Genomic DNA, 26,299 nt, shown 5'->3' on the forward strand with positions numbered 1-26,299 from the left:
CTCGTCGAGAGATCCGGATCACTATGCGGGTCGCCAAGAAAGAATCTCCGATATGCCCGGTATTCAGAAATGCGACGTGCTATGCCTCATCAGCTATCTGGATAGAGCGTCGGGCTCTGGGACGTGTTTCCTCAAGTCGCCACCCGTCACCCCAATGGCTTCGGCTACGTTCTCAATCATCTGCGCTGCCTGCTGAATATGCGGCACTGTTCGGTCAATCCCGATCCTAACGTAGCAGTCTTCGATGTCTGAACTAGAGAGGTGCGCGTCTGCACCGCGCAGATCATAAATGCCAAAGAGGGGGCTCATTCTGCGATACGCATAGCCTTCTTCTGTGTATTTTGCGAGTAAGCGCTGCAAAAGTTTGAGCGTGCCCAAATCGGATTTTCCCCCATCGATCGCCCTAACGAGACTGGCCTTATTGATCCGCTCAATGGAATATTTCACAATATCTTTCGCCAGAGAGCGAAGCCCATGTTCGTCAAGCCCGCGAAACCTATGAATTCTTTCTGAAAGATCAGATACTTCATGGTGGTCTCGTAACAGTGACTCACCGAATTTCTTCATAAAGACGTGGTCTAGCCATGATACGGCGCTCTGGATAAGGAATTCGGGTGACTTCGTGTTAGCCGGCTTGCATGCCATCTGTGCTTCCAGGAGCTCCGAGGCTACACCCCCATCTGGTCTGCAGTTGTGGGCAACCCATATCCGCCGTTCCCATAGCGGCTTGCGCGCAACATCGTATGCATAAGCATTAACCAAACCAAGTTTATTGACGCCAAAATGAAGCGGCGTACTTGGAGAAGGCGATACGCCACCTGTGTCTCTCGTGTACCACCTTAGATTACCCCCACGCCTCGAGAGCAGTGCAGTGACTACATCGGGTTTGAACCACAGGTACTTCCCCACCTCTTCAACATTCAACGTTTCGAGATCAACACGTCCTCCGTCACCGTCAGGCTGAACCATAAGCGTCTCTTTAGGCTCATTGAATCCTACTCGGCAGGACGCCGCTGCGGGCTCGATCCATTCTCCGCGCCACATCTCGCCGCTTACCAGGAAGCGGCCTCCTTCGACACCACGCACGCCGCTGGTTGACTCAGTTGCCGTGGCTTCGTCATCATTACCAGAAAAGTCCGGAACCTCTTCATCGGGGTCGACATCCGTTCGCCAAGCCTTGAAGACGGCCCAAGTTGTCCCGGGGAAATCGCCTGACGCATCGATTTCGTGGCATCTAACCTCGCACGAATAATTCTTCTCTGAGACAAGCGAGAAATCGCTCGGCCATCCAAATTGGGGGTCCTTGTCGAGTATCGCGCGACGTTGTCGATAATAGTAAAGCCGGAGGGCGGCTTTCCGCGCAGCCAAATAATCCTTCAAGTACTCTGCGCGAACTTCGACGAACTTTATCTCGGCACTACCGTCCCTTTTGACCTTGATGACCTCTTCATAACCCTCACTCGGACGAAGCCAAGAATCTCCTTCTTCGATAAGACCATAGGCCATGATGAAGTCTTGATTAATGGAAACTTGCCTTGGGTGCATAGCATTAATGTATTGACTGAGCACGAGCCGGAACCCGAGCCTCCCGGCTGGTCCATCGTGAAACGCTTCTGCTTCACAGTAAGTCCCATCATCGGTTAGGTATGGAATCGTGTTGTCTTGCGACCAATAGTGCCATTCCAGATCGTCTGCTTCATTTCGTCTATCATTGAAAATTACCGCAGAGCCCACTGCAAACGTCTCTTCGATGTGGCCTATCTCTGGATATTCCAGATGCTTTTTTGGAAAGATAATTCCGTAGATGGGGATCCAGACCGCACGAGAGAACTGCCGCCGCCTATGGTCGCGCAATTCGAACCATTCTTTGCTCAGTTCTTCCATTCCACCACCTCAAGCGCCATTCTGATTCTGATAGCATGCAGGAACTCTTCAAAGCAGATCAAACGCAAGTTCGCGCCTCCTGGAAGAGCCATCCGAGCGAGCACGCCACTTGATCAATGCCGCGTCGCCCCACGAACCATTACATCCGTCTCCAGTTGCAGTGCCGCCCGCCAGAGCGGGGTTTTCATGAACACGGCCTCCTCGAAGCGATAGTTGGCCGTGCCGCGTCCCTGCTGCAGCAGCCCCGCCCAGCAGAGCGGGCGCAGCACCTGGATGTAGAGCTGGCCCATCACCTCGTCGTAGCACGGGAGCGGCCCCCTCTCGGGCTCGCCGAAGAGCACGCGGCGGAGGTGGGCGCCGGTGGCGCCGTCCTCGGTTTCGACGTTCAGCACGTTCAGGAACACGTCCCAGTTGCCAAGGATCGGCGCGTCGTCGAAGCGCGACATGCTGGCGTGGTTGTTCCGGAACAGGAAGAACGGGACGACCGTGCCGAAGATCCGACCGGGATGGCCGACCAGCGCCTGGCCTGCCTTGGTCAGGCGGAACTCTCCCTTGTAGTGCCGGCCGAGCTTCATCGCGATCATCAGGTCGTGCAGCACCATGAGCGGGGCGAAGTCAGGCTCGTTCAGCACCTTGTTGACGGCGAAGAGGTCCGCCTCGGTGTGGCCGGGCCAGTCGAACTCGGCCGCGGCCCAGTGCACGAAGACCCGCTTGAATGCTTTGGACGGCGTCAGGGGGATGCCGCCATGCCCGCCGATCCAGGCGAAGGTCTTCTCGATCCCTCGCACCAGCGGTGAGTGCTCCAGCGCCGGATCCGTATCGTCGAGCTCCCGAAACGCAATCACCTCAGATCTCCCGCGCGAACCAACGGATGCGGCCGACGATGTGGATCTCGTCGGCCGTTCTTTCGTATTCGGGGTAGTGCTTGTTGTCGGAGATGACGCGCACCGCGGGCGGGTCGCTGTTCGGGATGTGCTCGAGCCGCTTGGCCACCAGCCCCATCCCGTCGTCCAGAACGAAGATGCCGGGCGGGTTGGGGGCGCGGCGGGTCATGTCGACCAGCACCGCGTCGCCGCTCAGCAGTGTCGGCGCCATGCTGTCGCCCTCCACATGCATGATGCGCAGCTGCGACGGGCTGGCCTTCAGGCTGTTCCGGATCCAGGAGCGGCGGAAGTGATAGACGCGGCCGGGGGTGTCGCCGTCCTCGGTGACGACCGCGCCGCCGCCCATCGCGGGGCGCGGGGTGGCGTGCGCGATGGCCACGAAGGCATCGTCGGGATTGTTCACGAAGGGGGGCGTGCCCTCGACCTCGCCGATGCCGTGGATCAGCCAGTCGCGCTCCACCTTCAGCACGCGGGCGACCTCGGCCAGCCGGTCGATGCCGGGGCGGGTGGAGCGGCCGCGCAGGATGTCGTAGACGAAGGAACGGTTCACGCCGGCCATCTCGGCGACATGGGCAGGCGTCAGGCCGAGCTGATGGGCGCGGGCCCGCAGGCGGTCGGCCAGGGTATGCTGCTCGGTCATGTTTTCCCCAAGGATATGTGGATGAAATAGGATAAAACAGGATTGATGCGGACCCGTCAAGCGATTAGAACAAAACCTAAACAATCGCGCATGGGAATCGGGGGTCCGGATGGAGATCGAGAAGTCGTATTTCACCCTGCCGGAGATCCTCGAGCGCTGGTCCATGTCCGAGGCGGACCTCGTCTACCTCGCCGAGAACGACCAGCTGCGACTGTCGATCCGGGTGTTCAACCTGGCCGTCGAGCTCGGCGATTACGAGGAGACGCCGGAGGGGGAGCGATTCTCCGTGCCCTTCGAGCGCGGCCCGTTCAATGGGCTGCTCGACCTCCACGCCCATGACGTCTTCCAGCTTTTCCGGCATGGCGAGGTGAAGCTCAGCAGCTTCCGCTCGCACAAGGCCGACTATGCCTGCCTGAGAGGGGAGCGAGAGCTCATCACCGTGCGGCAGCGCGATCTTTTCCTTCGGCGCGAAGAGCGCGATCGCTTTGAAGCAGAAACAGGATTTGCCGGTGCGGCCACCGGTCCGCGTCCAGGCGCGTTCCATGCCTCGGCCGACTACCAGGACGTCCGCTGCAACGGACAGCACTTCCGACTGGGTGCGATCCAGGCGCAGGTCGTGCGCGCGCTGCACGAGGCTGCTGGGCGAGGCGAGCCCTGGCAGAGCGGTAAGGCGATCCTCGCCGCCGCGGGCTCGCGCAGCCTCAAGATGTCCGATGTCTTCAAGTCGAAGAAGAACTGGCGCTTGCTGATCGAGTCGGACGGCCGCGGCGCCTATCGCCTGCTCGGGCTCTGAGCCCGCGTCATCCCGCCCCTCCGCGCGCCCTCCCGATCCCTGCGGTGGGATGCGCCGGGGGATGAGTGGGGGATGACGATCCCCCACAGAGCCGTTCTCCCTTGGATTGAAAGGCTCCTTACGATCCCCCTCCGTATCCCACTCCAATCCTGACGACATCCCCTCGCGGGATTTCGCATCGTCTCCTGGCAAACGACACCGGGAGACGACGATGCAGCAGAAGACCTGCCTCACACAGAAGGAGCTCGCGCGGCGCTGGACGATCTCGCACCGCACGCTCGAGCGCTGGCGATGGGCCGGGGAAGGCCCCGCCTACATGAAACTCGGCGGCCGGGTGGTCTACCGGCTCGAGGACATCCTGGCCTTCGAGAAAGACCAGCTTACGCACACCGCCGACAGCGCGCGGGGGGCGGCATGATGGAGCGCCGGTCCACCATTCACGGCAGCCGCGTCGTGTCGATCTTCGGCGCCGCCGGTCCCGCGCTCGACGAGGTGGGGCTGTCTGCCTGGATCGCGCAGGCTGCCCCGGGCGAGGCGCTGGTCTATCACCGCGGGTTCCTCGCCGTCGACGCCACCGGCGCCGTCTCGAACCTCACGCCGGAGCGGCAGCGCACCCTGCGCTGTGTCGCCGCCGCGGCCCTGCGCGCCGCCGAGCAGCGGCTCGTCCACCTCGTGCAGGCTCGGCTCGGCCCCGACCACTTCGCCTACATCGCCGTCGCCCGGCCGAAGCCCGGTCCCGCCGGCGCTGCCCTTTCGATGCGCCTCCTCGAGGCCGCCTGACCGCATCCCCCCATCACGGAGACCCCCATGCCATTCCCTGAGAACACCCCCAGCATCGACGAGCTGATCAACCTGCCCGCGGGCGAGATCGCCCAGCTGCCGGTTGAGCTCCTGGCCGCAATGCAGCGCGAGATCGATGTAGCCGCGAAGCAGATGAAGGCTGTCACCGCGCGTTTTTCCACCGCGCTCGAGGTGCGCTACGCCACCCGCGCAGCCGAGGCCCGCCGCGCCTGCGGCAAGGACACCGGCACCGTCCGCCTTGCCGATGGCGATTTCACCGTGGTCGCCGATCTGCCGAAGCGGGTCGAATGGGACCAGACCCAGCTCGCCGCCATGGTCGAGCGGATCCGTGCCGCGGGCGACGATCCGTCCGAATACGTCGAGATCAGCTTCAAGGTGCCCGAACGCGCCTATGCCGCCTGGCCCGAGGCGATCCGCCAGGGCTTCGAGCCCGCCCGCACCGTGAAGACCGGCGCGCTGAAGATCGCGATCCTGCCGCAGGAGGATCGCGCGTGAGCCTCCCCATCATCACCGCCGATCAGCGGCTGGCCGAGACTCGTGGCGTCAAGGGCGTGATCTTCGGTCCGTCCGGGATCGGCAAGACCAGCCTGCTCTGGACGCTCGAATCCTCGACCACTCTGTTCTTCGACCTCGAGGCGGGCGACCTTGCCATCGAGGGAATGCTCATCGACGTGGTCCGGCCGCGCACATGGAAGGAGTGTCGGGACTTCGCGGTCTTCATCGGCGGCCCGAACCCGGCGCTCCGGCCCGAACAGCCCTACAGTCAGGCGCATTTCGACGAGGTGTGCGGGCGGTTCGGAGATCCGCGCGTCCTCGCGAAATACGACACGGTCTTCATCGACTCGATCACCGTGGCCGGGCGGCTCTGCTTCCAATGGTGTCGCGGTCAGCCGGAGGCGCATTCAGAGAAGACCGGCAAGCCGGACGTGCGCGGCGCCTACGGGCTTCACGGGCGCGAAATGATCGGCTGGCTGACCCACCTCCAGCACACGCGCGGCAAGAATGTCTGGTTCGTCGGGATCCTCGACGAGAAGCTCGACGACTTCAATCGCAAGGTCTTCGTCCCGCAGATCGATGGCTCGAAAACCGGGCTCGAGCTGCCCGGCATCGTCGATCAGGTCATCACCATGGCCAGCCTGCCGGACGAGATGAACCGGCCCCAGCGCGCTTTCGTCTGCCAGACGCTGAACCCGTGGGGCTACCCGGCGAAGGACCGGTCCGGTCGTCTCGACCTGGTCGAAGAGCCTCATCTCGGCCGGCTGATGGAGAAGATCCGCGGCCCGCTGATCCCTGCGGAACGGCGGCTGACCTATTCGCCGCCGCAGCTGCCCCCGCCGCCCGGTGCGCCAGCGCCCGACACCCAATCCGCTCCCACCAACTGAAAGGACCCGAGCCATGTCCGGTCTCTGGAACGACTTCAACGATGCGCAATCCAACACGAACCTCATCCCCAAGGGGACGCTCGCCAAGGTGCGGCTGACCATCCGCCCCGGCGGCTTCGACGACCCGTCGCAGGGCTGGACCGGTGGCTATGCCACCCGTGGCTCGACCGGGGCTGTCTACCTCAACGGCGAGTTCACGGTCACCGAGGGCCAATACGCCCGGCGCAAGATCTTCACGCTGATCGGTCTCTACAGCCCCAAGGGCCCGGACTGGGCAAACATGGGCCGCAGCCTGATCCGCGGGATGCTGAACTCGGCGCGCGGGATCTCCGACAAGGATCAGTCCCCGCAGGCGCAGGCGGCGCGGCGGATCGGCGGATTCGCCGATCTCGACGGGATCGAGTTCGTCGCCCGCATCGACGTCGGCAGCGACGCCATGGGCGAGGAGGAGAACGAGATCCGCGCCGCGGTCACGCCCGACCACCGCGACTATGCGCAGGTCATGGGACTGGCGGCGCAGCACGGGTATCAGCCGCCAGTTCAACCCGCGCCGCAGCAGCCGGTCCAGCAGCCTGCGGCATCGCCGGTGCCGGGCCGTCCCGCCTGGGCACAGTGAGGGCGCGATGCTCCTCCGTCCCCGCCAGAAACTCTTCGTGGAGCGCAGCCTCGCTGCGCTCTCGACCCGCGCCAACACGCTGGGCGTTGCGCCCACCGGCGCGGGCAAGACGATCATGCTCTCGGCCGTTACCGGCAGGATGACCGGGGACGGCGCCAAGGCTTGCGTGCTCGCCCATCGCGACGAGCTGACCCGCCAGAACCGGGCGAAGTTCGCCCGGGTCAATCCCGGCACGGAGACATCGGTCGTCGATGCCACGACCAAGTCCTGGAACGGACAGGTCACCTTCGCCATGGCGCCGACGCTATCGCGGGCGTCAAATCTCGCTGCGATGCCGAAGCTCGACCTGTTGGTGATCGACGAGGCGCATCACGCGGTGGCCGAGAGCTATCGCCGCATCATCGACCGCGTGCGCGATGCCAACCCCGAGGCTCGCGTCTTCGGCGTCACGGCGACGCCGAACCGGGGCGACAGGAAGGGCCTTCGCGAGGTCTTCGACAACGTCGCCGACCAGGTCCGACTGGGCGAGCTGATCGCGTCCGGTCACCTCGTGCCGCCGCGGACCTTCGTGATCGATGTCGGCGTGCAGGACCAGCTGCGCGCCGTCCGCAAGACCGCCGACGATTACGACATGGGTGCGGTTGCGGCGATCATGAACCGCGCGCCCATCACCGAGGAAGTGATCCGGCACTGGGAGGAGAAGGCCGGGAACCGCCAGACCGTCGTATTCTGCTCGACCGTCGCGCACGCCATGGACGTTGCGGCCGCCTTCAACGAGGCCGGAAACCCGGCCGCCGTCGTCCTTGGCGACATGGGCTCCACTGAGCGGAAGATGGTGCTCGAAGCCTATGCGTCCGGGGAGGTACAGGTCATCGTCAATGTCGCGGTGCTGACCGAGGGCTGGGACCACCCGCCGACCTCCTGCGTCGTCCTGCTGCGCCCCAGCTCCTACAAATCGACCATGATCCAGATGGTCGGGCGCGGCCTGCGCACCGTCGATCCCGCCGAGCATCCCGGCGTCATCAAGACCGACTGCATCGTGCTGGATTTCGGGATCTCGAGCCTGACCCACGGCACGCTGGAACAGGACGTCGATCTAGACGGTCGCGATCCGACACCGGGCGAAGCCCCGACGAAGACCTGTCCGGAATGCGAGGCGGAGATCCCGCTCGCGTCGCGGCAGTGCCCGATCTGCGGCTACGAATTCCAAGGCAGGTCCGTGACGATGCCGCTCGAGAACGTCGTGATGTCCGAGATCGACCTGCTCAAACGGTCGAGCTTCGTCTGGGAAGACCTCTTCGGCGACGACGCCGCGCTGATGGCCAGCGGTTTCAGCACCTGGGGCGGCGTGTTCTTTCTGGAAGGCCGCTGGCATGCCGTGGGCGGCGCGAGGGGGCAGACGACCTGCCTTCTCGGCGTGGGGGATCGGACTGTCTGCCTCGCGCGGGCCGACGATTGGCTGAACGAACACGAGAGCGACGAGAGCGCCTTCAAGTCCAAGCGCTGGCTGAGCCAGGCGCCGACCGAGAAGCAGCTGCAATACCTCTCGCCCGCGCAGCGGCAGGATTACGGGCTGACCCGCTATCGGGCCTCCGCGCTCATCACCTTCCAGTTCAACCGGCGCGACATTCGCCGGCTCGTGATGTCGGCCGCGCCCGAGCGGAGGGCGGCTTGAACCATGTCGCGCAAGTCCCATCCCCGCCCGCAGCGACTCCGGATCGACCGGGCTTTGATCGCCTCTGGCATCCGCGCCCGGTGCTCTGCGCGGTCTGCACCGCCCGCACCCGCGGCTTCGGCTGGTTCGATCCCCACCGGCCGCGGCCTCACCGAACCCGCCGCTGGTTCTGTTCCATGGGCTGCCAGGCGGCCTTCACCCGCAAAGCGAAAAGAGGACTGAGCATGGTCGATTTCACCGAAGAGGAAACCCAGGCGCTGCCCGCCGTCATGCGCGCACTCGCGCCCGAGATGGAGCGGATCGGCTGGGACCGGACGCTGGGCCAGCTGACGCAGAACGACATGCACCGGCTGATCGTCACCACCGTCGAGGCGTTCCGCGCCGAGATGGCGGAGATCGCCAGCCAGTCGGAGATCCCGTTCTGATGCTGGATTACAACCACCGCCCCGGCATCGCGGAGCGCATCAACGCCGCCGTGGATGCCGCGCTCGAGGCTGAACGCGCTGCCACGCCGCCGCGCGACTATCTCGGGGCGTCCCGGCTCGGCCTTGCCTGCGAGCGCGCGCTGCAGTTCGAGTACGCGGGCGCGCCGAAGGATGAGGGCCAGGACTTTTCCGGCCGCTCGCTCCGGATCTTCGCGATCGGGCATGAGCTCGAGGATCTCGCCATCCGCTGGCTGCGGGCGGCGGGGCTCGATCTGGTCACCCAGAAACGCGACGGCGGCCAGTTCGGCTTCTCCGTCGCGGGCGGGCGGATCCGCGGCCACGTCGACGGGATCGTCGCCGAGGCCCCGGCGGCGCTGGGGCTGCGCACCCCGGCACTCTGGGAATGCAAGACCATGAACGCGAAGAACTGGCGTGAGACTGTGGCCAAGGGCGTGACCGTCTCGAAGCCGGTCTATACCGCGCAGATCGCGCTCTACCAGGCCTACATGGAAGCGACGGTGCCGGGCATCAGCGCCACCCCCGCGCTCTTCACCGCGATCAACAAGGACACGGCCGAGCTGCACCACGAGTTCGTGCCCTTCGACGCAGGGCTCGCGCAGCGCATGTCGGACCGGGGCGTCCGGATCCTGCAGGCGACCGATGCGGGCGAGCTGCTTCCCCGCGTCGCCACCAATCGTGACTTCTTCGAATGCCGCTTCTGCCCATGGGCCGCGCGCTGCTGGGGGCTGCCCGGATGAGCGACGACAAGATCATCCACTTCAACCCCTGGCAGGATTTCAACGACGCCCCGGCGGCCGAGGATCCGTTTGGGGTGGAGCCTGACCCGGTCCAGATCGCGACGTTCCTCGATGTCGTGTTCGGCTGGTGCGAAGGCCAGATCCCGGTCCGAGGCTTTGTCGACATGGGGCAGGGCAAGGAGGGCCGGCCGCACAACGTCTGGATCGACGCCGACGCCACGGCACCGGGCAAGCTCGCCACATTCGCCAACTGGGCCTGGCGCGAAGGGGCCGCCGTCTACGTGATCCCCGGCACGGTCGCCGGGGCAGGACAGGCCAAAGCCGCCGAAGTCCTGCAAATGCAGGCACTGGTCGTCGATCTCGACGCGGGCGACATCCCTGCCAAGCTCGCCCATCTGCTGCGCCATCTGGGTCAACCCACCCTGATCATCGAGAGCGGCGGGCGGACGCCCGAAGGTGCCAGCAAGCTCCATGTCTGGTGGAAGATGACCGAACCCGCCGAGGAGGCGGCGCTGGCCAGTCTTTGCCGCCTGCGGGGCGAGATTGCCCTGAAGGTCGGCGGCGACACGCATTTTCGGTCTGCGCATCAGCCGATCAGGGTGGCAGGCACCGTCTATCACAAGCATGGCAACCAGCGCCTGGTGCAAATCCGCGAGCACCACTCCGTCGAGGTCGATCTCGACGAGTTCACAGAGCGCGTGTCCGAAATGCCGCCCTTGCCGGGGGCCGGGATGGTCGCCAGCGGCAGTGTCACCCCGGAAAAGCCCCGCCTCGAAGACGTGCTGGTGACCCCGGTGCGCGAGGGCGGGCGGGACGACTGGTCCCGTTTCGAGGGGGCATCGGCCGCGATCGGCCATTTCATCCGCCTGGTTCACGAGGGCCGGATGTCGAAGGAGGAGGGCTGGCAGGCGATCTGCGGCTACAACGCCGCCATGTTGCGGCCCTCCTGGCCGATCGAGCGCCTGCAGCGCGAGTCCGAGCGGCTCTGGGATCTGCATGTCCAGAAGAACGGGCCGCCGCTGGTCCGCCTCGACAGCGCGGCCCCCGCGCCCAGCGAAATGCCCACCTTCACGCTCGGCGCGCTGCTGGATGATGAGAGCCCGATGCCCGAGGACATCATAGCGCCCCGTGTGCTCACGCCGGGCGGGCTTTTGGTGCTGGGTGGTGCGCCGAAGGTCGGCAAGAGCGATCTAACCATCAGCTGGCTCGTGCACATGGCCGCCGGTCAGCCTTTCCTGGGCTTCACCCCGCCGCGCCCGCTGCGCGTGTTCTACCTTCAGGCGGAGATCCAGTATCACTACCTGCGCGAGCGGCTGGGGCAGATCTCGCTGCCTGCCAAGGTTCTGGCCGCCGCGCGCGACACCTTCGTGGCAACGCCCAAGCTGAAGCTGCTGCTCGATGCCGAGGGCAGCATTCGGGTGGCGCGCGCCATCCAGGCGGCGTTTCCGGATGCGGGCCCGGACATCATCTGCATCGACCCGATCCGCAACCTCTTCGACGGCGGCCCGGATGGCGGCGGCGAAAACGATAACACCGCCATGATGTTCTTCCTCAAGGACCGGGTCGAGGTGCTGCGGGATTACATCAACCCGGCCTGCGGGTTGATCCTGGTCCATCACACGCGAAAGCTGTCGAAGCAGCAGCTGAAGGATGATCCATTCCTCGCCCTGTCGGGGGCCAGCGCGCTCCGGGGCTTCTACACCTCCGGCCTGATCCTGCACCGGCCGGACGAGGACGCACCGGAGCGCAAGCTCGAGATCGAGCTCAGGAATGGCCCAGCGCTGCCCTCGAAGCTGATCGACAAGGTTGGCGGCCAGTGGGTCGAGATCAACCCGATGAATGAGCGCCTGGTCCGCGCCGAGGTTGGCGCGAAATACGACGCCGAGCGCGTGCGCAAGCAGGAGGTGATCCTCTCCATCCTGCTCGAGGAAGCCGCCGAGGGTCGGCTCTACACCGTCAACCAGTTCGCCGAGGCCTTCGAGAACAAGGGCGGTCTGGGCGGCAAGGATGCCATTCGCGACCGGATCGCCGTGCAGGCCACCAAGGGCGCGGTCAAGTTCGTCCGCAACGCGGCCCCCTATGGCCTTGGGCCCTCACGCTCGCGCTTTGGCTACCTCTGCGTCGAGGGAATGGTCATGCCCACGGGCGGCGAGGAGGTCGATCCGGAGACCGGCGAAGTGTGCCCCGTCCGCGTTGCGGTGCTGCCGACCCATTACAAGTCGCCGCAGACCGGCGCGCTTCTCGAGGTCGAAAACCCGCATGTCTGGGTCTATCCCGAGGGGGAACGGCCATGATCACCCCCGATACCTGCTTTGCGTTGAATTGCGCAAAGGCCAGTTTGAACCAGATTGGCCGTGCTGCCGAAACTGCCTTGCTATTCTCACGCAGAACCACGCAGGCGCCAGTTGTAACCAGTTTCGGCCCGCTTCCGAAACTGCCCCTGCAGATTTGCGCGGATGCCGCAATCGCTACGCTGCAACCAGTTTCGGCAGGATCGACCGAAACCCACCTCCCGAAACTGGAATTCCTGTTTCCTGTCAGTGCCTTGTCTCGCTCTCCAAGTTTCGGGGGTGAAACCACCCCCTACGGGGGTGGGGGAGAACGCCGCAGGCGGGTTCTCCCTCGTCCACCCCCAGGGGTTTCGCGCGCGTGGCCTGTCAAGGGCCCGATCACTCGATCCGGCAACGGCAGCCCAGACCTTCCGCAGCTTTCACCCGATGTCGCCTTCCACCGAGCAGCCAACCAGAAGAGGAGACCCCCCATGGCTGACCTGACACCCGCCACCCGACCCCATGTGGCCATCCCCGATCTAACGCAATCGATCCGGTCTGGTCGCGCCCTGCTGGCCCTTGATCTCGGCACCACGACGGGATGGGCGCTGCACGGCCTTGATGGGCTGATCACCAGTGGCACCGTCTCCTTCCGTCCCGGTCGCTTCGACGGCGGTGGCATGCGCTATCTGCGGTTCACCAACTGGCTGGGCGAGCTGGACCGTCTCTCGGGGCCCATCGCGTCCATCTGGTTCGAAGAGGTCCGCCGCCACGCCGCAACCGACGCCGCCCATGTCTATGGCGGGCTGATGGCCACACTGACCGCATGGGCGGAATTGCGGGGCGTGCCTTACGAGGGCGTCCCGGTCGGCACCATCAAGCGCCACGCCACCGGCAAGGGCAACGCCGACAAGGCGGCAATGATCGCTGCGGCCCGGGCGCGGGGGTTCAGCCCGGCCGATGACAACGAGGCTGATGCCATCGCGATCCTGTTCTGGGCACTCGAGACCAAGGGTGGCCTGCAATGACCGGGATGCGTTTTGCGCCGAAAGGCTATGGCGGCCGCCGTCGGAACCCTGATGAGGTCAAGCGTGATGGCTGGCGTGAGCAGCGGGTGTTGGCCGTCGCCCTCGACGATCACCGCCTGACCTGGGCCGAACGGGAACTGGTGCGCCAGCTGGGCGAGAAGCTTTATGGCCCGGCCGCGACTGGGCGGGAGGTGCAGCGATGACCGTCTGGACCCCCGCGCTGGTCGAGGAACGGCTGGCCGAAGCCGCCTTCGTCCTGAAGCGTCTGCCCGAGCCCCGCAGGCAAGGTTACTTCAGCACCTGGCCTGCGGTCCTGCACAGCTTCGCCGACAAGGTCGGGCAGGAACCCAAACCGATGCGCGTGCTTCCCTCGCCGCAGGCAATCAGCCGCATGGAGGAAACGCTGACTTGGACTGCCTGCCTCGAGCCGGTGGACGGTCGCATCGTCTGGATGAAAGCCCATGGCGAGCGGTGGAAGGAGATCTGCTGGTCCGCGGGGTTGCACCGATCCGCCGCGCATCAGCACTGGCAATTCGGCCTCGCGGTGATCGCGCTCACCCTCAACAAGCGGCGGTTCAACCGCAACCTGTCGAAGCAGCGCGTGATCGAACTGGCGAGTGGCGCGTAACCCCGCGCGCCAGATGGAAAATTGTCCGCCGGACAGTTTTCGAAGGGACAGAAAGCCCTCTCCCGGGCTAGAAAGTTGTTATGCTCGGGAGAGGAGCGCGCGGGGCAGGGGGCCACTGGCTTCCGGTATCCAGCGCGAGTCCGGTCGGGGTCCAGCCCCGGCGAGTTGGCGGTTCCTTCCTGGCCATATTCGTATGCTGGCGGGCGAAGCGCGGGACTTCGCCAGTGTCAGGGCCGGATTTTTGGGAAGCCATCTGGAATCCGGATCCACTCTCCCCCCGCACCAACCCCAATGAACGCTGGCCTTCAGGCCGGATACCCCGGACACCGCCGGACCCCTCGTGGAGTCCAGCGCGGCATCCGGAGTCCGGAGTCCGGCCTGCATCCACCTCATCGACGGAAACCACCCGCCCATGACACTGAGCTTCGCCCCCGAGCGGATCGAGATGTGGCCGCTGGCCAAGCTCCAACCCTACGCGAAGAACGCGAAGGCGCACGGGCCGGACCAGGTCGCGAAGATCGCCGCCAGTATGGCCGAGTTCGGCTGGACCGTGCCCTGCCTCGTGAGCGAGGACGGCGAGCTGATTGCGGGCCATGGCCGCGTGCTGGCCGCGACGCAGCTCGGGCTGACCGAAGCGCCGGTGATCGTGCTCGGGCATCTGACCGAGGCGCAGCGGCGGGCGTACCGCATCGCGGACAACAAGCTGACCGAACTCGGCACCTGGGACGAGGCGCTGCTGTCGGCCGAATTGAACGACCTTCTGGCCGAGGATTTCGACCTCTCGCTGGTCGGGTTTTCCGATGGCGAACTCGACAAGCTGCTGGCCTACGTCGCGGAAGACGACGGTGAAGAAGGTGGCGCCGGGGGCTCCGTGCCGCCGGTGACCATCCCCGAACCGCCGCGCAATCCTGCGTCGCGCACCGGCGATCTGTGGATCCTTGGCGATCACCGCCTGCTGTGCGGTGACAGCACCAGCGCGACCGACGTGCGCCGCCTGATGAATGGCGAGCGGGCGATCCTGTTCGCGACCGATCCGCCGTATCTCGTCGATTACGACGGCTCGAACCACCCGACGCGGAACAAGGACTGGTCTCAGTCCTACGGCGTCACCTGGGACGACAGCTCGCAGGGCGCGGAGCTCTACGACGGCTTCATCGCCGCCGCCGTAGCCGAGGCAATCACCGAGGACGCCGCTTGGTACTGCTGGCACGCCTCGCGCCGCCAGGCGATGCTGGAGGCCTGCTGGGAAAAGGCCGGGGCCTTTGTTCACCAGCAGATCATCTGGGTGAAGGACCGGGGGGTTCTGACCCGGTCGCACTACCTCTGGAAGCACGAGCCCTGCTTCATGGGCTGGCGCCGCCCGAACCGCCCGCCGAAGGTGGCCGAGCAGACGCTGCCCTCGACCTGGGAAATGCCGTCCTTCGCGAAGGACGAGCGCCCCGACCACCCGACGCCGAAACCACTCGACGCCTTCGGCATCCCGATGCGCCAGCATGTGGCGCGCGGTGGCCTCTGCTACGAGCCGTTCTCGGGCTCGGGCTCGCAGATCATGGCGGGCGAGGCCAACGGCCGCCGCGTCTTCGCGATGGAGATCAGCCCAGCCTATGTCGATGTCGCCGTCGAACGCTGGCAGGCGGAGACCGGGCGCGAGGCGATCCTCGACAGCGATGGTCGGACCTTCGCAGCGGTGAAGGCCGAGCGGCTGGGCGACTCTGCCGACGCTGCTGCCTGATGGCTGTCTACTACAACGATGCCGATCCCGCGGCCTGCGCCTGGTTGCGGGAGCTGATCGCGGCCGGGCTCCTGCCTGCCGGCGATGTGGACGAGCGCTCTATCCTCGAGGTGGAGCCCGCCGACCTGCGCGGCTTCGCGCAATGCCATTTCTTCGCCGGGATCGGTGGCTGGCCTTATGCGCTCCGCCTTGCTGGCGTGGCCGAGGATCTGCCCGTCTGGACTGGCTCGCCGCCCTGCCAGCCCTTCAGCCAGGCCGGGCAGCTCAAGGGACAAGACGATGACCGCCACCTCGCCCCGGTATTCCTGCGACTCGTCGCAGCCTGCCGACCGGAGCTCGTCTTCGGCGAGCAGGTCGCGAGCGCGGCAGTGCTCGGACCGGTTGGCGGCGCGGCTGGAACAGCGGCTGAGGGCGCGGCTTGCTGGGCGTGGTTCGACGCTCTGGCAGCTGACCTGGAAGCGGCATCATACGCCGTCGCGGCGGCCGATCTGCCGGCTGCGGGCATCGGCGCGCCGCACATCCGCCAGCGGCTGTTCTTCGGAGCCGTCGCCGCGGACACAGTCACTCGCGGGTTGGGCTACGGCCTCGGCGCGGGATCACAAGGACGGATCGGAATGCTCGGCGGTGCCAATCAATGCGCTGCTCGGCCGGCAGGTCTGGCTGGCGGGCTGGCCGACGGCGATGGCAGGCTCGCCAGCGACAGAAAGCTACAATGCGGCCGGCAACACGGATGCGAGCCGCAGGACGGTGAAGCTGGTGAACTGGTCGAAGTCGCCGACCCCGCCGGGACCTGCGCGACGGACGGCGTCTGGCGAGATCCGGACTGGCTCCTCTGCCGCGATGGCGGCTGGCGGCCCGTTGAGTCCGGAACATTCCCGCTGGCTGATGGGATACCCGGCCGCATGGGGCTGCTGCGGGGCTACGGCAATGCGATCGTACCGCCGCTCGCGGCGGAGTTCGTGATGGCGTTTCTGGAGAGCCTGCGATGAAGCAGAGCCGGACCATGTCGATGGTCGAGGCCGCGGCAAACGTTGTCGTCGGCTACGTTTTGGCCATCGCCACGCAGATCGTCGTGTTCCCGTGGTTCGGGATCGAGACGGGCCTCGCGGAGCATCTGTCCATCGGCCTCGCCTTCGTGGGCGTGTCGCTGGCGCGGGGCTATCTGCTGCGCAGGCTGTTCGAGGCGATCCGGATGCGGAGCGTGGAATAAGGGACCGCCGCCCCATGCGGGACGGCGGCATCGGGACCGTCGTGATATGCGGTGTCAGTCCTCGGCGATCATGTACGCCCTGCCGCGCCCCTCGATCTTGTCAGAGGTGATCGTCAGGCCGAGTTTCTTTTTCAACGCGCCGGCAAGCGCACCCCTCACCGTGTGCGGTCTCCAGTCCAAGGCGGTGACGATCTCGTCGATGGTTGCGCCACCCTCGGCGCGGAGCATCTCGATCAACTTCGCCTGCTTCGTTCCCTCGCGCGGCTTGCGCGTCTTGGGCGCGGCCTCAGGTTCTTTGGGAGTGTCCGGCGCGGGCTCCTCGGTCGGCGCGTCCGTCGCGCCCGCAGGCGCGGGGTTCGCGTCCTTGAGCTCGATGCCGATGGCGGCGAGGCCGGCGTCGGTGGCGACCAGCGTGACGCCGTGGCCGTCGCCGGTCTCGCGCCAGATGGGCTCGCGGTTGCGCTTGTCGGCGTCGACCTCCTGCAGGAACCCCTTGGCGAGCATCGTGCCGACCACCTTGGCAGCGGCGCCGCCCCGCAGGCTCTCGGGCAACGGCAGGGCGATGTGCTCGGGCCGCTGGGCGGCCGCGCTCAGGATCAGGGCTTGGGTGTCGGAAAGCTTGGTCATCGTCGTCTCCCGTATCAGGGCGCGCGGAATGCGGGCCCTTCTACGAGGCCGAGCCCGCCAGTCGGCGGGCGGGACCGGGAGCGGGTCGTCTCACTCGGCGTGTTCGCCTTCGCTGAAGGCCATGTCGGTGATTTCGCGCAGCTTGGCGCGGTAGTGGTTCAGGGTGCCGACATGGCCCCAGTTGATCTCGTCGGGGCTGGTCTCGAAATGGTCGGCGCTAAGCGCGGCGAGCCGCTCCAGCATCGCGTCGATCTCGGACTTGGCGGCGATGAAGGCGTCGAGGGCTTTCGTGTTGTCGGTCGCGCGGGTGGTCATCGTGGTGGCTCCGTGCTGAGTTGCATCGCTTCGTTGGAGACACGCTCCCTCTGTCCGCCGCGCTTATCAACTCCATAAGCAAATGATTTCGAATGATAATCGGAGCTGTCGATGCAGGGCATGAGCGAGCGCCAGTACGCCGCCCATGTCGGGCTGTCGCGCGGCGCGATCCAGAAGGCCAAGACGGCCGAGCGCCTGGTTCTCTATCCCGACGGCAGCATCAACGCGGCCGCCAGCGACGCCCGGCGCGCCGAGACGACGGACCCGTCCAAGACCCGAAAGCCGCCCGAGCCGAAGCTGAAGCCCGTCCCCGAGGCGGCGGTCGCCGCCGTTGGCGACACGCTGCGCGAACAGGGGCTGGCGGTCCCGGCGGTCGGCGGCAGCACGACCTTCCTGCAGGCGAAGACCGCGAACGAGGTGCTGAAGGCGCAGGAACGGCGCATCCGGCTCCAGAAGCTGAAGGGGGAATTGATCGAGCGGGCGCGCGCGCTGGCGCTGGTGTTCCGCCTGGCGCGCGAGGAACGGGACGCATGGGTGACCTGGCCTGCACGTGCGGCGGCGCTGATGGCGGCCGAGCTCTCGGCCTCGTGCAGCGACGCGACGGGCCAGCAGATCACCGTGGAGCCAGCCTCAATGCAGAAGGTCTTGGAGAAACATGTACGCGCCCACCTCGACGAACTCGCCGAGGTCCGGCCCGACTTCCGATGAGAGCGGCGATGGCCTGACGGACTTCGACGGCGCGGGCGAGATCCGGCGCGCCTGGGGCAACGGGCTGCGGCCCGACCCGGACCTGACCGTTTCGGAATGGGCGGACCGGCACCGCATGCTCTCGGGTCGCGCCTCGGCCGAGCCGGGGCGGTATCGGACGGTGCGCACGCCCTACATGCGCGAGATCATGGACCGTCTGTCGCCGGGAGATCCCACGCAGCGGATCGTGTTCATGAAGGCCGCGCAGGTCGGGGCGACCGAGGCCGGCAACAACTGGATCGGGTTCGCCATCCACCAGGCGCCGGGGCCGATGCTGGCTGTCCAGCCGACGGTGGAACTGGCAAAGCGCAACTCGCGCCAGCGGATCGATCCGCTGATCGACGAAAGCCCGGAGCTGCGGGAGCGGGTCAAACCGGCCCGGTCCCGCGATGCGGGCAACACCATGCTGTCCAAGGAGTTCGCGGGCGGCATCCTGATCATGACCGGGGCCAACTCGGCGGTCGGGCTGCGCTCGACCCCGGCGCGCTACATCTTCCTCGACGAGGTCGATGCCTATCCGGCCTCGGCCGACGAGGAAGGCGACCCGGTCACGCTGGCTGAAGCGCGATCGCTGACCTTCGCCCATCGGCGCAAGGTTCTGCTGGTCTCGACGCCGACGATCCGGGGGCTAAGCCGGATCGAACGCGAGTACGAGGCGAGCGATCAGCGGCGGTTCTACGTGCCGTGCCCGCATTGCGGCACGATGCAGTGGCTGAAGTTCGACCGGCTGCGCTGGCAGAAGGGCCGTCCGGAGACGGCGGAATATCACTGCGAGGGCTGCGACGCGGCAATCGCGGAACACCACAAGACGGCGATGCTGGAGGGCGGCGAATGGCGGGCGACCGCCACGGCCGCTGACCCGACCACGGTCGGGTATCACCTCTCGGCGCTCTACTCGCCGATCGGCTGGCTGAGCTGGGAGCGGATCGTGCGGGCATGGGACGCGGCCCAAGGGTCGGACGAGGCAATCAAGGCGTTCCGCAACACGATCCTCGGCGAGACATGGGTCGAGAGTGGCGAAGCGCCGGACTGGCAGCGGCTCTACGACCGTCGCGAAGCATGGCGCCCCGGCACGGTGCCCGCGGGTGGGCTGTTCCTGACCGCCGGGGCCGACGTGCAGAAGGACCGGATCGAGGTCGATGTCTGGGCATGGGGCCGCGGCCTGGAAAGCTGGCTCGTCGACCACGTCGTGATCGAGGGCGGGCCCGACCGGCATGACGCATGGTCTGATCTGACCGCGATGCTCGACCGAAGCTGGCCGCACGAACGCGGCGCGCACCTTCGCATCGCGCGGCTTGCCATCGACACCGGCTACGAGGCCCCGGCGGTTTATGCCTGGTCGCGGCAGGTCGGCTTCGCGCAGGTGGCCCCGGTGAAAGGTGTCGAGGGGTTCAATCGCTCGAGCCCGGTGTCGGGGCCGACCTTCGTCGACGCCACCGAGGGCGGGAAGCGCCTGCGCCGCGGTGCCCGGCTCTGGACGGTGGCGGTGTCGACCTTCAAGGCCGAAACCTATCGCTTCCTGCGGCTTGAACGGCCGACCGAGGAGGACATGGCCGAGGGGGCGGCGTTCCCACCCGGCTCGGTGCATCTGCCGAGTTGGGTCGAGAACGAATGGCTGAAGCAGTTCGTGGCCGAACAATTGGTCACGGTGCGCACCAAGCGCGGCTTCGCCCGGCTCGAATGGCAGAAGCTGCGCGAGCGGAACGAGGCGCTGGACTGCCGGGTCTATGCCCGCGCCGCTGCCTGGATCGCCGGTGCCGACCGGTGGACCGACGAGAAATGGCGCGACCTCGAGGATCAGCTTGGGGCTGTTCCCGAGGGGAACGCCCCGGCAGGCGAAATTCGCAGGGACGGACAGGCCCCGCAAGGCAAGCGGCGTTCCGATTGGCTCGGGCGGCGTGGAGGGTGGTTTTGAACATGACGGACTGGACGGAAACCGAGCTCTCGGCGCTTCGCCGCGCCTATGCCAGCGGCACGACCCGGGTCAGCTATGACGGGAAGTCGGTGGATTACGGCTCGGCCGAGGATCTGCTCGCCCGCATCCGCACCATTGAGCGCGCCATCGCAGGCGTCGACCGGCCACTGCCGATTGCCGGGCTCGCCGGCTTCTCGCGCGGGGATCGCTGATGTCGGCAAACTGGTTCGACCACGCCATCGCGACGGTGGCCCCGCGCATGGCCGCCCGCCGCGTGATGGCGCGGCAGGCGTTCGAGACCCTGACGCGGGGATACGACGGGGCCGCGCGCGGGCGTCGGACGGAAGGCTGGCGCGCGCCGGGATCCTCGGCCGACAGCGAGATCGGCGTGGCGGGTGCGCTGCTGCGCGACCGGATGCGCGATTTGGTGCGCAACAACCCGCATGCGGCCAAGGCCGTGGCGGTGCTTGTGAACAACATCATCGGCGCGGGGATCATGCCGCGCGCCGCGAGCGGCGACGACAAGCTCGACCGCAAAGTCGATGCGCTGTTCGAGCGCTGGACGGCTGAATGTGACGCCGACGGCCAGCTCGACTTCTACGGACTGCAGACGCTGATCTGCCGGGAGATGGTGGAGGCGGGCGAGGTCCTGGTGCGCCGCCGCCTGCGTCGCGCAAGCGACGGTCTACCGGTGCCGCTGCAATTGCAGGTGCTGGAGGCCGACTTCCTCGACGCCACCAAATCCGGCGTCCTCGGCGCGGGGCGGCTGGTGCAGGGGATCGAGTTCGACCCGGTCGGCAAGCGCCGGGCCTACTGGCTGCATGCGGAGCACCCGGGCGACGCCTATGGCGCCTTGCAGAACGGTCTGCAGAGCCGCCCGGTCCCGGCGACCGAGATCGCCCATGTCTACGAGAAGCAGCGCACACAGGCTCGCGGCGTTCCCTGGGGCGCGCCGGTAATCCGCAGCTTGCGCGATCTCGACGATTACGAGGTGGCGGAGCTGGTCCGGAAGAAGACCGAGGCCTGCGTCACCGCCATCGTCTTCGGCGACGACGAGGCACAGCAGGGCATCGCGCCCTCCGTGGTCGATGCCGATGGCAACCGGGTGGAGCAGTTCGAGCCGGGGCTGATCGCCTATGCCCGTGGCGGCAAGGACATCCGGTTCAACCAGCCCTCGGCCACCGGCGGCTACGGCGAATACAAGCGGGCGAGCCTCCACACGATCTCGGCCGGGTTCCGGGTGCCCTACGAGTTGCTGACCGGGGACCTCAGCCAGGTCAACTATTCCTCGATCCGCGCGGGCCTCGTCGAGTTCCGCCGCCAGATCGACGCGGTGCAATGGCAGCTGTTCATTCCGATGCTCTGCGCGCCGGTCTGGCGCTGGTTCACCGAGGCCGCATGGGCGGCGGGCCAGATCCCGTCGCCGACCGTGCCGGTGGAATGGTCGCCGCCGAAGTTTGAGGCGGTCGATCCGCAGAAGGACGCGATGGCGAACCTGCTGTCGATCCGCTCCGGCACCATGACGCTGGCCGAGGTGATCGCGAGACAGGGACGCAACCCCGATGCAGTGCTGGCCGAGATCGCGGCGACCAACGCCAAGCTCGACGCGCTGGGACTGGTGCTCGACACCGACCCGCGGCGCGTCACCAAGACCGGCAGCGCGCAGACGAACGATCCCGCCGCTGACGACACCACCGCCGACGACCCGACCGCCGACGCGGAAACCGACCCGGCGCAGGCCGACCAACAGGACTGACCCCATGGATACGATGATCGAACTGCCGGCCATGCGCCGGTCGGCGGAGCTTGCGCCGAACACGGCCGATGCCGACAGCCGCACCGTCGAGGTGGTCTGGTCGGCCGGGGCGCGCGTCCGCCGCGCGACCTTCTTCGGGGAGCCCTACGACGAGGAACTGAGCCTCGATCCGGCCCATGTCCGGCTCGACCGGCTGAACGCGGGTGCGCCCTTCCTGAAGGTGCACGAGCTCGACGCGCTCGACGCGGTGATCGGATCGGTCGTGCCGGGCTCGGCGCGGATCGAGAAGGGCCGCGGCATCGCGCTCGTGCGGATCAGCGAGCGCGCCGATGTCGAGCCGATCTGGCGCGACATTCAGGCCGGGCACATCCGCGCGGTGTCCATCGGTTACCAGGTCCACCGCTTCGATGTCTCGAAGCCCGATGGCGGGCGCGAGTTGTGGCGGGCGGTGGACTGGACGCCCTTCGAGGTCTCTGCCGTCCCGGTCGGGGCCGATCCCGCTGCCGGTTTCCGCGCCAAGGGCGAACATAACGATTGCGTCCTCCATCGCCGGGACGCCCCCATTCAGCAAGGAGCATCCCCGATGACCGAACAGACCAACCCTGCGGCGGGTGATGCCGCGAACCCCATTGCCACCCAGCCGACCGAGCCGAATGATACCGAGGACACCGCCATGACCGAGCCGAAACCGGCTGCGCCCGACGCGAAGGCCGCCGCCAGCGAGACGCGCAGCCAGCCGAAGACGCAGGCCACTCCCGCGCCCGATACCGAAGCGGTCGCGACCCGCGCCCGCGAGGCCGAGCGCGACCGCGTCTCCACCATCTACGATCTGGCCGCGCGGCTGAACCTCGAGCGCGGCTTCGCCGAGGATCTGGTCAAGCGCGGCGTCAGCGTCGACGAGTCCCGCCGCCTGATCCTCGACCAGGTCGCGGCGAAATCCGACGAGACCCGGACCTTCCCGCATGTCTCCGTGCCCCTCGGCGGCCGGGATGAACGCATCACCCGCCGCGACGCCGTGGCGAACGCGCTCTTGCACCGCTACAGCCCGACGCTGTTCCCGCTGGAAGACGCCGCGCGCCAGTATCGCGGCATGACGCTGCTGGAACTGGCCCGCGAAAGCCTTGGGCTTTCCGGGGTGAACACGCGCGGCCTGTCGCGCGACGAGGTGGCGACGCGGGCGCTGCACTCGACCTCGGACTTTCCCGAGATCCTCTCGGCCGTCACCAACAAGACGCTGCGGCAGGCCTACGAGGCCTATCCCCGTACCTTCATGCTGTTCTGCCGCCAGGTGCTGGCCACCGACTTCAAATCCATGCATCGCGTCCAGCTCGGCGAAGCGCCGCAGCTGCTGGAAGTCGGCGAGAGCGGCGAGTTCAAGCGCGGGACGCTCGGCGAGAGCAAGGAGAGCTACAAGGTCAAGACCTATGGCCGGGTGGTCGCGATCACGCGCCAGACGCTGATCAACGACGATCTCGACGCCTTCACCCGGATCCCGGCGATGTACGGCAACTCCATTGCGCAACTGGAGTCGGACGTCGTCTGGGGCATCATCACCGCAAACCCGGCGATGGCGGACGGCAACGCGCTGTTCCACACCACCCACAAGAACCTCGCCGGGACCGGCGCGGCGCTCGATGTCAGCAGCGTCGGTGCGGCGCGCGCTGCGATGGCCAAGCAGACGGGGCTCGACAAGAAGACGGTGCTGAACGTCCGGCCCGCCTTCCTGATCGTGCCCGCCTCGCTGGAACTGAAGGCCGAGCAGCTGGTCGCCCAGAACCTCGTGCCCGCCGCGACGTCCAGCGTGGTGCCGCAGTCGATCCGCACCCTCTCGCCGATCAGCGAGCCCCGGCTCGACGCCGCCAGTGAGACCGCATGGTATCTGGCGGCCAGCCCGAACCAGATCGACACCATCGAGTACGCCTATCTCGAGGGCCAGCAGGGCGCCTACATCGAGACGCGCAACGGCTTCGACGTCGACGGCGTCGAGATCAAGTGCCGCCTCGACTTCGGCGCCAAGGCCATCGACTGGCGCGGCCTCTACAAGAACCCGGGCGCGTAACCCGCACCCATGCCGAACCCTGACATGCGGGCGGTCCTGACGGGCCGCCCGTCGTCTTTCCACGAGGATCACCCCCATGAAAAACTACGTCCAGCCCGGCAACACCATCACCCTGACCGCGCCCTATGCAGTCGCCTCCGGCGATGGCCTGCTCGTCGGCTCCATCTTCGGCATCGCCGCCGGAGACGCCGCCCTCGGCGAGAGCGTCGAGACCACTCTCGTCGGCGTCTTCGACATCACAAAGGTCGGGTCTCAGGCCTGGACCGTCGGGGCCAAGGTCTATTGGGACGACACCAACAAGTGCTGCACGACGGTCGCCACCGACAACACCCTCATCGGCGTGGCCGTCGAGGCGGTGGCGAGCGGCGCGGGCGACATCATCGGTCGGGTGCGCCTGAACGCGGCGTTCTAATGAGCGCCTTCGCCGCCGCCGTCGGCGCGCTCTTCGCCGATCCGAACGTCGGACGGGACGCGGTCTACATCGCCGACGGCGGCGCGCCCGTTCTGGTGCGCGTCGTCGCCCGGCGTGCGGATGTCGTCTCCGACTTCGGCGATGCGCGGCTCTGGTCGGAGACCACGAGGATCGACCTGCGCGTGGCCGAGGTGGCAAACCCGCGTCCCGGCGACCGCATCGAGATCGACGGCGAGGCCTTCCTCATCCAGGGCGAGCCCGTCCGCGACCGCGAGCGGCTCGTCTGGACCGTCGATCTGAGGCCCGCGTGAAACTGAAGCTCGACATCGATCCCGACATCGTCGCGATGATGGCGGCCGAGGTCGCGGCGGGCGAACGCGCCGTCACCGCAGCCATGCGCGAGGCCGGTACCGGGCTGAAGACCGCGTGGAGGCTGCAGATCACCGGCGCGGGGCTCGGGCCCCGGCTGGCCAACTCGATCCGGAGCCAGAATTTCCCGAGGTCGGGCGAGAGCCTCGACGCGGCGGCGCTGGTCTGGTCGAAAGCGCCGGTCATCGTCGGCGCGCATGACACCGGCCCGCTGATCCGCTCGAAAGACGGGTTCTGGCTGGCGATCCCGCTGCCAGCTGCTGGCAAATCCCTGCGGGGGGGCAGGATCACGCCCGGCGAATGGGAGCGGCGACGCGGGCTGCGCCTGCGCTTCGTCTATCGCCGCACGGGGCCAAGCCTGCTGGTGGCGGAGGGGCGGCTAAACACGAAGGGTCAGGCGGTGGTGTCGCGATCGAAGACCGGGCGCGGCAAGGTCACCGCGCCGATTTTCCTGCTGGTGCCTCAGGTCAAGCTGCCGAAGCGGCTGGACCTCGCGCGTGACGCGGACAGGGCGTTGGACAGCGTGCCGGGGCTGATCGTGACGAACTGGGTGGAGGTAAGGGTTCGATGATCAGGTGCGCGCCTCGCCCCCTCGCTCTTCTCGCGCCGCGCGGCGCCGACGACGGGGTTCCTCCGTGTCTCCGAGCCCCTCGAGGGCGACAGGGGCCTTGCCCGGGAATTCGACCATCAGCTTGAGGTTGCCACCCATCGCCCGCACGTAGCTCGTGAGCGTCGAGAGGAGCAGATCGCTCTGGCGCTCGTATTTCGCCACCGTCGCCTGCTGGATGCCGAGGGTTTCGGCAAGCTGGACCTGCGTCATCTCCTTGGCTTTCCGCAGTTCCTGCAGCGTGAGGTATTCAGTGTGGAGCCGGTCGGCCTCGGCCTCGATGCCCGCGCGACGGGCCGGTTCGAGTGCTGCCAGCTTGTCCTTCAGAGTCCGAGCCATGATCGTCATCCTTTCCGTCTCTCGAGATGGCGGTCGAACCGTTCGTCGGCCCGGGCGATCAGCTGCTTGTAGAAGCGCTTCTCGCTGCCACCTGACTTGTCCCCGCCGACAAGCAGGATCGCCTGCCGGTCGGGATCGAATGCGAAGGCGATGCGCCATACGCCGTCAGCAGCGTTGCAGCGCAATTCCTTCATGTTCGCGTGCTTCGACCCTGTCAGGGTGTCGGCATGCGGTCGACCGAGCGATGGCCCCTCGCGTTCCAGCAGGAGCGCGCGTGCGAGGATCGCGTCCTGAACCTCTTGCGGGAGTTCGTCGAACTCCGGCTCGAACTCCTCTGCGAACGAAACGGTCCACGGCATCCGGTCCTCATGTCTTGAAGGATATATAGCCTTGAAGCACTAATTTTGCAATAACGACTCCCAGAGCG

General features: G+C 66.8%; 31 protein-coding genes. 24 read left to right on the forward strand and 7 right to left on the reverse strand.

The genetic code is table 11. From position 1 onward, the window contains the following. Nucleotides 1-93 precede the first annotated feature (93 nt). The 3 genes from G3572_RS19200 to G3572_RS19210 all read right to left on the reverse strand — a co-directional run bounded on the left by G3572_RS19200 (nt 94) and on the right by G3572_RS19210 (nt 3,408). Nucleotides 94-1,884 (reverse strand): hypothetical protein, encoded by a 1,791-nt coding sequence (locus G3572_RS19200; RefSeq protein ID WP_164614943.1) that lies wholly within the window; start codon nt 1,882-1,884, stop codon nt 94-96. A 113-nt stretch (nt 1,885-1,997) separates the two neighbouring features. Next, complete coding sequence (locus G3572_RS19205) at nt 1,998-2,729, reverse strand: hypothetical protein (protein WP_164614945.1); 732 nt, start codon at nt 2,727-2,729, stop codon at nt 1,998-2,000. A 1-nt stretch (nt 2,730) separates the two neighbouring features. Then, on the reverse strand, nt 2,731-3,408 hold the full coding sequence (locus tag G3572_RS19210; protein WP_164614947.1) for an XRE family transcriptional regulator: 678 nt from the start codon (nt 3,406-3,408) through the stop codon (nt 2,731-2,733). 109 nt (nt 3,409-3,517) lie between these two features. Here G3572_RS19210 and G3572_RS19215 point away from each other — a divergent pair, with 109 nt between their 5' ends. From G3572_RS19215 to G3572_RS19290, 16 genes are all read left to right on the forward strand, one after another. Beyond that, nucleotides 3,518-4,201 (forward strand): hypothetical protein, encoded by a 684-nt coding sequence (locus G3572_RS19215; RefSeq protein ID WP_164614884.1) that lies wholly within the window; start codon nt 3,518-3,520, stop codon nt 4,199-4,201. A gap of 211 nt (nt 4,202-4,412) precedes the next feature. Next, entirely contained in the window at nt 4,413-4,619 is a 207-nt protein-coding gene (locus tag G3572_RS19220) for a helix-turn-helix transcriptional regulator (protein WP_007425318.1), read from the forward strand. After that, a complete protein-coding gene (locus G3572_RS19225) occupies nt 4,616-4,981 on the forward strand; it encodes a hypothetical protein (protein ID WP_205518810.1) in 366 nt (121 codons plus the stop codon). Before G3572_RS19220 ends, G3572_RS19225 begins: the two co-directional genes overlap by 4 nt. Before the next feature lie 27 nt (nt 4,982-5,008). Further along, on the forward strand, nt 5,009-5,497 hold the full coding sequence (locus G3572_RS19230; protein ID WP_164614949.1) for a hypothetical protein: 489 nt from the start codon (nt 5,009-5,011) through the stop codon (nt 5,495-5,497). After that, entirely contained in the window at nt 5,494-6,384 is an 891-nt protein-coding gene (locus G3572_RS19235) for an AAA family ATPase (RefSeq protein ID WP_164614950.1), read from the forward strand. The genes G3572_RS19230 and G3572_RS19235 overlap by 4 nt, the downstream gene beginning before the upstream one ends. 13 nt (nt 6,385-6,397) lie before the next feature. Then, nucleotides 6,398-7,000: a hypothetical protein gene (locus tag G3572_RS19240; RefSeq protein ID WP_164614952.1), complete on the forward strand. Its 603-nt coding sequence runs from the start codon at nt 6,398-6,400 to the stop codon at nt 6,998-7,000. Nucleotides 7,001-7,007: 7 nt separating this feature from the next. After that, nucleotides 7,008-8,675 (forward strand): DEAD/DEAH box helicase, encoded by a 1,668-nt coding sequence (locus G3572_RS19245; protein ID WP_164614953.1) that lies wholly within the window; start codon nt 7,008-7,010, stop codon nt 8,673-8,675. A gap of 224 nt (nt 8,676-8,899) precedes the next feature. Continuing rightward, entirely contained in the window at nt 8,900-9,100 is a 201-nt protein-coding gene (locus G3572_RS19250; protein WP_164614955.1) for a DUF6511 domain-containing protein, read from the forward strand. Then, on the forward strand, nt 9,100-9,858 hold the full coding sequence (locus tag G3572_RS19255) for a PD-(D/E)XK nuclease family protein (RefSeq protein ID WP_164614957.1): 759 nt from the start codon (nt 9,100-9,102) through the stop codon (nt 9,856-9,858). Before G3572_RS19250 ends, G3572_RS19255 begins: the two co-directional genes overlap by 1 nt. After that, nucleotides 9,855-12,152: an AAA family ATPase gene (locus G3572_RS19260; protein ID WP_164614959.1), complete on the forward strand. Its 2,298-nt coding sequence runs from the start codon at nt 9,855-9,857 to the stop codon at nt 12,150-12,152. Before G3572_RS19255 ends, G3572_RS19260 begins: the two co-directional genes overlap by 4 nt. A 467-nt stretch (nt 12,153-12,619) precedes the next feature. Continuing rightward, the gene (locus G3572_RS19265; protein WP_164614961.1) at nt 12,620-13,156 is read left to right on the forward strand and encodes a hypothetical protein; all 537 of its coding nucleotides are present in this window, start codon (nt 12,620-12,622) and stop codon (nt 13,154-13,156) included. Then, nucleotides 13,153-13,359 (forward strand): hypothetical protein, encoded by a 207-nt coding sequence (locus G3572_RS19270; RefSeq protein WP_164614963.1) that lies wholly within the window; start codon nt 13,153-13,155, stop codon nt 13,357-13,359. The genes G3572_RS19265 and G3572_RS19270 overlap by 4 nt, the downstream gene beginning before the upstream one ends. Further along, nucleotides 13,356-13,784 carry a DUF6362 family protein gene (locus tag G3572_RS19275; protein WP_164614965.1) on the forward strand — a complete coding sequence of 143 codons (429 nt, stop codon included), beginning with the start codon at nt 13,356-13,358 and terminating at the stop codon, nt 13,782-13,784. The genes G3572_RS19270 and G3572_RS19275 overlap by 4 nt, the downstream gene beginning before the upstream one ends. Nucleotides 13,785-14,196: 412 nt before the next feature. Further along, nucleotides 14,197-15,516: a site-specific DNA-methyltransferase gene (locus G3572_RS19280; protein ID WP_164614967.1), complete on the forward strand. Its 1,320-nt coding sequence runs from the start codon at nt 14,197-14,199 to the stop codon at nt 15,514-15,516. Next, nucleotides 15,516-16,505, forward strand: a complete 990-nt coding sequence (locus tag G3572_RS19285) for a DNA cytosine methyltransferase (protein ID WP_164614969.1) — start codon at nt 15,516-15,518, stop codon at nt 16,503-16,505. Before G3572_RS19280 ends, G3572_RS19285 begins: the two co-directional genes overlap by 1 nt. Further along, nucleotides 16,502-16,726, forward strand: coding sequence for a DUF7220 family protein (locus G3572_RS19290; protein WP_164614971.1), 225 nt, complete (start codon nt 16,502-16,504; stop codon nt 16,724-16,726). Before G3572_RS19285 ends, G3572_RS19290 begins: the two co-directional genes overlap by 4 nt. Nucleotides 16,727-16,780: 54 nt before the next feature. Here G3572_RS19290 and G3572_RS19295 read toward each other — a convergent pair whose 3' ends face one another. Together G3572_RS19295 and G3572_RS19300 are read right to left on the reverse strand one after the other, a co-directional pair. Further along, nucleotides 16,781-17,353 (reverse strand): DUF3489 domain-containing protein, encoded by a 573-nt coding sequence (locus tag G3572_RS19295; protein WP_164614973.1) that lies wholly within the window; start codon nt 17,351-17,353, stop codon nt 16,781-16,783. A 90-nt stretch (nt 17,354-17,443) separates the two neighbouring features. Next, nucleotides 17,444-17,668 carry a hypothetical protein gene (locus G3572_RS19300; protein WP_164614975.1) on the reverse strand — a complete coding sequence of 75 codons (225 nt, stop codon included), beginning with the start codon at nt 17,666-17,668 and terminating at the stop codon, nt 17,444-17,446. Between the two features lie 111 nt (nt 17,669-17,779). On the opposite strand from G3572_RS19300, the gene G3572_RS19305 reads away from it, so the two are divergent. The 8 genes from G3572_RS19305 to G3572_RS19340 all read left to right on the forward strand — a co-directional run bounded on the left by G3572_RS19305 (nt 17,780) and on the right by G3572_RS19340 (nt 25,497). Continuing rightward, entirely contained in the window at nt 17,780-18,376 is a 597-nt protein-coding gene (locus tag G3572_RS19305) for a hypothetical protein (protein ID WP_164614977.1), read from the forward strand. Beyond that, a complete protein-coding gene (locus G3572_RS19310; RefSeq protein ID WP_205518811.1) occupies nt 18,324-20,330 on the forward strand; it encodes a phage terminase large subunit family protein in 2,007 nt (668 codons plus the stop codon). The genes G3572_RS19305 and G3572_RS19310 overlap by 53 nt, the downstream gene beginning before the upstream one ends. Before the next feature lie 2 nt (nt 20,331-20,332). After that, the gene (locus tag G3572_RS19315) at nt 20,333-20,542 is read left to right on the forward strand and encodes a phage head-tail joining protein (RefSeq protein ID WP_164614979.1); all 210 of its coding nucleotides are present in this window, start codon (nt 20,333-20,335) and stop codon (nt 20,540-20,542) included. Then, entirely contained in the window at nt 20,542-22,086 is a 1,545-nt protein-coding gene (locus G3572_RS19320) for a phage portal protein (protein ID WP_164614981.1), read from the forward strand. Before G3572_RS19315 ends, G3572_RS19320 begins: the two co-directional genes overlap by 1 nt. A 4-nt stretch (nt 22,087-22,090) precedes the next feature. Beyond that, nucleotides 22,091-24,145 carry a prohead protease/major capsid protein fusion protein gene (locus G3572_RS19325; protein ID WP_164614983.1) on the forward strand — a complete coding sequence of 685 codons (2,055 nt, stop codon included), beginning with the start codon at nt 22,091-22,093 and terminating at the stop codon, nt 24,143-24,145. A gap of 76 nt (nt 24,146-24,221) precedes the next feature. Next, the gene (locus tag G3572_RS19330; protein WP_164614985.1) at nt 24,222-24,557 is read left to right on the forward strand and encodes a DUF2190 family protein; all 336 of its coding nucleotides are present in this window, start codon (nt 24,222-24,224) and stop codon (nt 24,555-24,557) included. After that, on the forward strand, nt 24,557-24,868 hold the full coding sequence (locus G3572_RS19335; RefSeq protein WP_164614987.1) for a head-tail joining protein: 312 nt from the start codon (nt 24,557-24,559) through the stop codon (nt 24,866-24,868). Before G3572_RS19330 ends, G3572_RS19335 begins: the two co-directional genes overlap by 1 nt. Further along, the gene (locus tag G3572_RS19340; protein ID WP_164614989.1) at nt 24,865-25,497 is read left to right on the forward strand and encodes a DUF6441 family protein; all 633 of its coding nucleotides are present in this window, start codon (nt 24,865-24,867) and stop codon (nt 25,495-25,497) included. The genes G3572_RS19335 and G3572_RS19340 overlap by 4 nt, the downstream gene beginning before the upstream one ends. Here G3572_RS19340 and G3572_RS19345 read toward each other — a convergent pair whose 3' ends face one another. Both G3572_RS19345 and G3572_RS19350 read right to left on the reverse strand, forming a co-directional pair. After that, nucleotides 25,498-25,881 carry a helix-turn-helix domain-containing protein gene (locus tag G3572_RS19345; RefSeq protein ID WP_164614991.1) on the reverse strand — a complete coding sequence of 128 codons (384 nt, stop codon included), beginning with the start codon at nt 25,879-25,881 and terminating at the stop codon, nt 25,498-25,500. Further along, nucleotides 25,878-26,231: a type II toxin-antitoxin system RelE/ParE family toxin gene (locus G3572_RS19350; protein WP_164614993.1), complete on the reverse strand. Its 354-nt coding sequence runs from the start codon at nt 26,229-26,231 to the stop codon at nt 25,878-25,880. Before G3572_RS19350 ends, G3572_RS19345 begins: the two co-directional genes overlap by 4 nt. Nucleotides 26,232-26,299 lie beyond the last annotated feature (68 nt).

Source organism: Pseudotabrizicola algicola (genome assembly GCF_010915705.1).
In the GTDB taxonomy this organism is placed as follows: Bacteria; Pseudomonadota; Alphaproteobacteria; order Rhodobacterales; family Rhodobacteraceae; genus Pseudotabrizicola; species Pseudotabrizicola algicola.

What these genes read in the sequence shown, in the direction of transcription:
- G3572_RS19255 (WP_164614957.1), top strand. Translation starts at nt 9,100, where the DNA reads ATGCTGGATTACAACCACCGCCCCGGCATCGCGGAGCGCATCAACGCC.
- G3572_RS19215 (WP_164614884.1), top strand. Translation starts at nt 3,518, where the DNA reads ATGGAGATCGAGAAGTCGTATTTCACCCTGCCGGAGATCCTCGAGCGC.
- G3572_RS19230 (WP_164614949.1), top strand. Translation starts at nt 5,009, where the DNA reads ATGCCATTCCCTGAGAACACCCCCAGCATCGACGAGCTGATCAACCTG.
- G3572_RS19315 (WP_164614979.1), top strand. Translation starts at nt 20,333, where the DNA reads ATGACGGACTGGACGGAAACCGAGCTCTCGGCGCTTCGCCGCGCCTAT.
- G3572_RS19210 (WP_164614947.1), bottom strand. Translation starts at nt 3,408, where the DNA reads ATGACCGAGCAGCATACCCTGGCCGACCGCCTGCGGGCCCGCGCCCAT.
- G3572_RS19280 (WP_164614967.1), top strand. Translation starts at nt 14,197, where the DNA reads ATGACACTGAGCTTCGCCCCCGAGCGGATCGAGATGTGGCCGCTGGCC.
- G3572_RS19305 (WP_164614977.1), top strand. Translation starts at nt 17,780, where the DNA reads ATGCAGGGCATGAGCGAGCGCCAGTACGCCGCCCATGTCGGGCTGTCG.
- G3572_RS19320 (WP_164614981.1), top strand. Translation starts at nt 20,542, where the DNA reads ATGTCGGCAAACTGGTTCGACCACGCCATCGCGACGGTGGCCCCGCGC.
- G3572_RS19250 (WP_164614955.1), top strand. Translation starts at nt 8,900, where the DNA reads ATGGTCGATTTCACCGAAGAGGAAACCCAGGCGCTGCCCGCCGTCATG.
- G3572_RS19295 (WP_164614973.1), bottom strand. Translation starts at nt 17,353, where the DNA reads ATGACCAAGCTTTCCGACACCCAAGCCCTGATCCTGAGCGCGGCCGCC.
- G3572_RS19225 (WP_205518810.1), top strand. Translation starts at nt 4,616, where the DNA reads ATGATGGAGCGCCGGTCCACCATTCACGGCAGCCGCGTCGTGTCGATC.
- G3572_RS19260 (WP_164614959.1), top strand. Translation starts at nt 9,855, where the DNA reads ATGAGCGACGACAAGATCATCCACTTCAACCCCTGGCAGGATTTCAAC.
- G3572_RS19350 (WP_164614993.1), bottom strand. Translation starts at nt 26,231, where the DNA reads ATGCCGTGGACCGTTTCGTTCGCAGAGGAGTTCGAGCCGGAGTTCGAC.
- G3572_RS19265 (WP_164614961.1), top strand. Translation starts at nt 12,620, where the DNA reads ATGGCTGACCTGACACCCGCCACCCGACCCCATGTGGCCATCCCCGAT.
- G3572_RS19290 (WP_164614971.1), top strand. Translation starts at nt 16,502, where the DNA reads ATGAAGCAGAGCCGGACCATGTCGATGGTCGAGGCCGCGGCAAACGTT.
- G3572_RS19325 (WP_164614983.1), top strand. Translation starts at nt 22,091, where the DNA reads ATGGATACGATGATCGAACTGCCGGCCATGCGCCGGTCGGCGGAGCTT.
- G3572_RS19330 (WP_164614985.1), top strand. Translation starts at nt 24,222, where the DNA reads ATGAAAAACTACGTCCAGCCCGGCAACACCATCACCCTGACCGCGCCC.
- G3572_RS19220 (WP_007425318.1), top strand. Translation starts at nt 4,413, where the DNA reads ATGCAGCAGAAGACCTGCCTCACACAGAAGGAGCTCGCGCGGCGCTGG.
- G3572_RS19240 (WP_164614952.1), top strand. Translation starts at nt 6,398, where the DNA reads ATGTCCGGTCTCTGGAACGACTTCAACGATGCGCAATCCAACACGAAC.
- G3572_RS19275 (WP_164614965.1), top strand. Translation starts at nt 13,356, where the DNA reads ATGACCGTCTGGACCCCCGCGCTGGTCGAGGAACGGCTGGCCGAAGCC.
- G3572_RS19270 (WP_164614963.1), top strand. Translation starts at nt 13,153, where the DNA reads ATGACCGGGATGCGTTTTGCGCCGAAAGGCTATGGCGGCCGCCGTCGG.
- G3572_RS19245 (WP_164614953.1), top strand. Translation starts at nt 7,008, where the DNA reads ATGCTCCTCCGTCCCCGCCAGAAACTCTTCGTGGAGCGCAGCCTCGCT.
- G3572_RS19300 (WP_164614975.1), bottom strand. Translation starts at nt 17,668, where the DNA reads ATGACCACCCGCGCGACCGACAACACGAAAGCCCTCGACGCCTTCATC.
- G3572_RS19335 (WP_164614987.1), top strand. Translation starts at nt 24,557, where the DNA reads ATGAGCGCCTTCGCCGCCGCCGTCGGCGCGCTCTTCGCCGATCCGAAC.
- G3572_RS19310 (WP_205518811.1), top strand. Translation starts at nt 18,324, where the DNA reads ATGTACGCGCCCACCTCGACGAACTCGCCGAGGTCCGGCCCGACTTCC.
- G3572_RS19285 (WP_164614969.1), top strand. Translation starts at nt 15,516, where the DNA reads ATGGCTGTCTACTACAACGATGCCGATCCCGCGGCCTGCGCCTGGTTG.
- G3572_RS19345 (WP_164614991.1), bottom strand. Translation starts at nt 25,881, where the DNA reads ATGACGATCATGGCTCGGACTCTGAAGGACAAGCTGGCAGCACTCGAA.
- G3572_RS19200 (WP_164614943.1), bottom strand. Translation starts at nt 1,884, where the DNA reads ATGGAAGAACTGAGCAAAGAATGGTTCGAATTGCGCGACCATAGGCGG.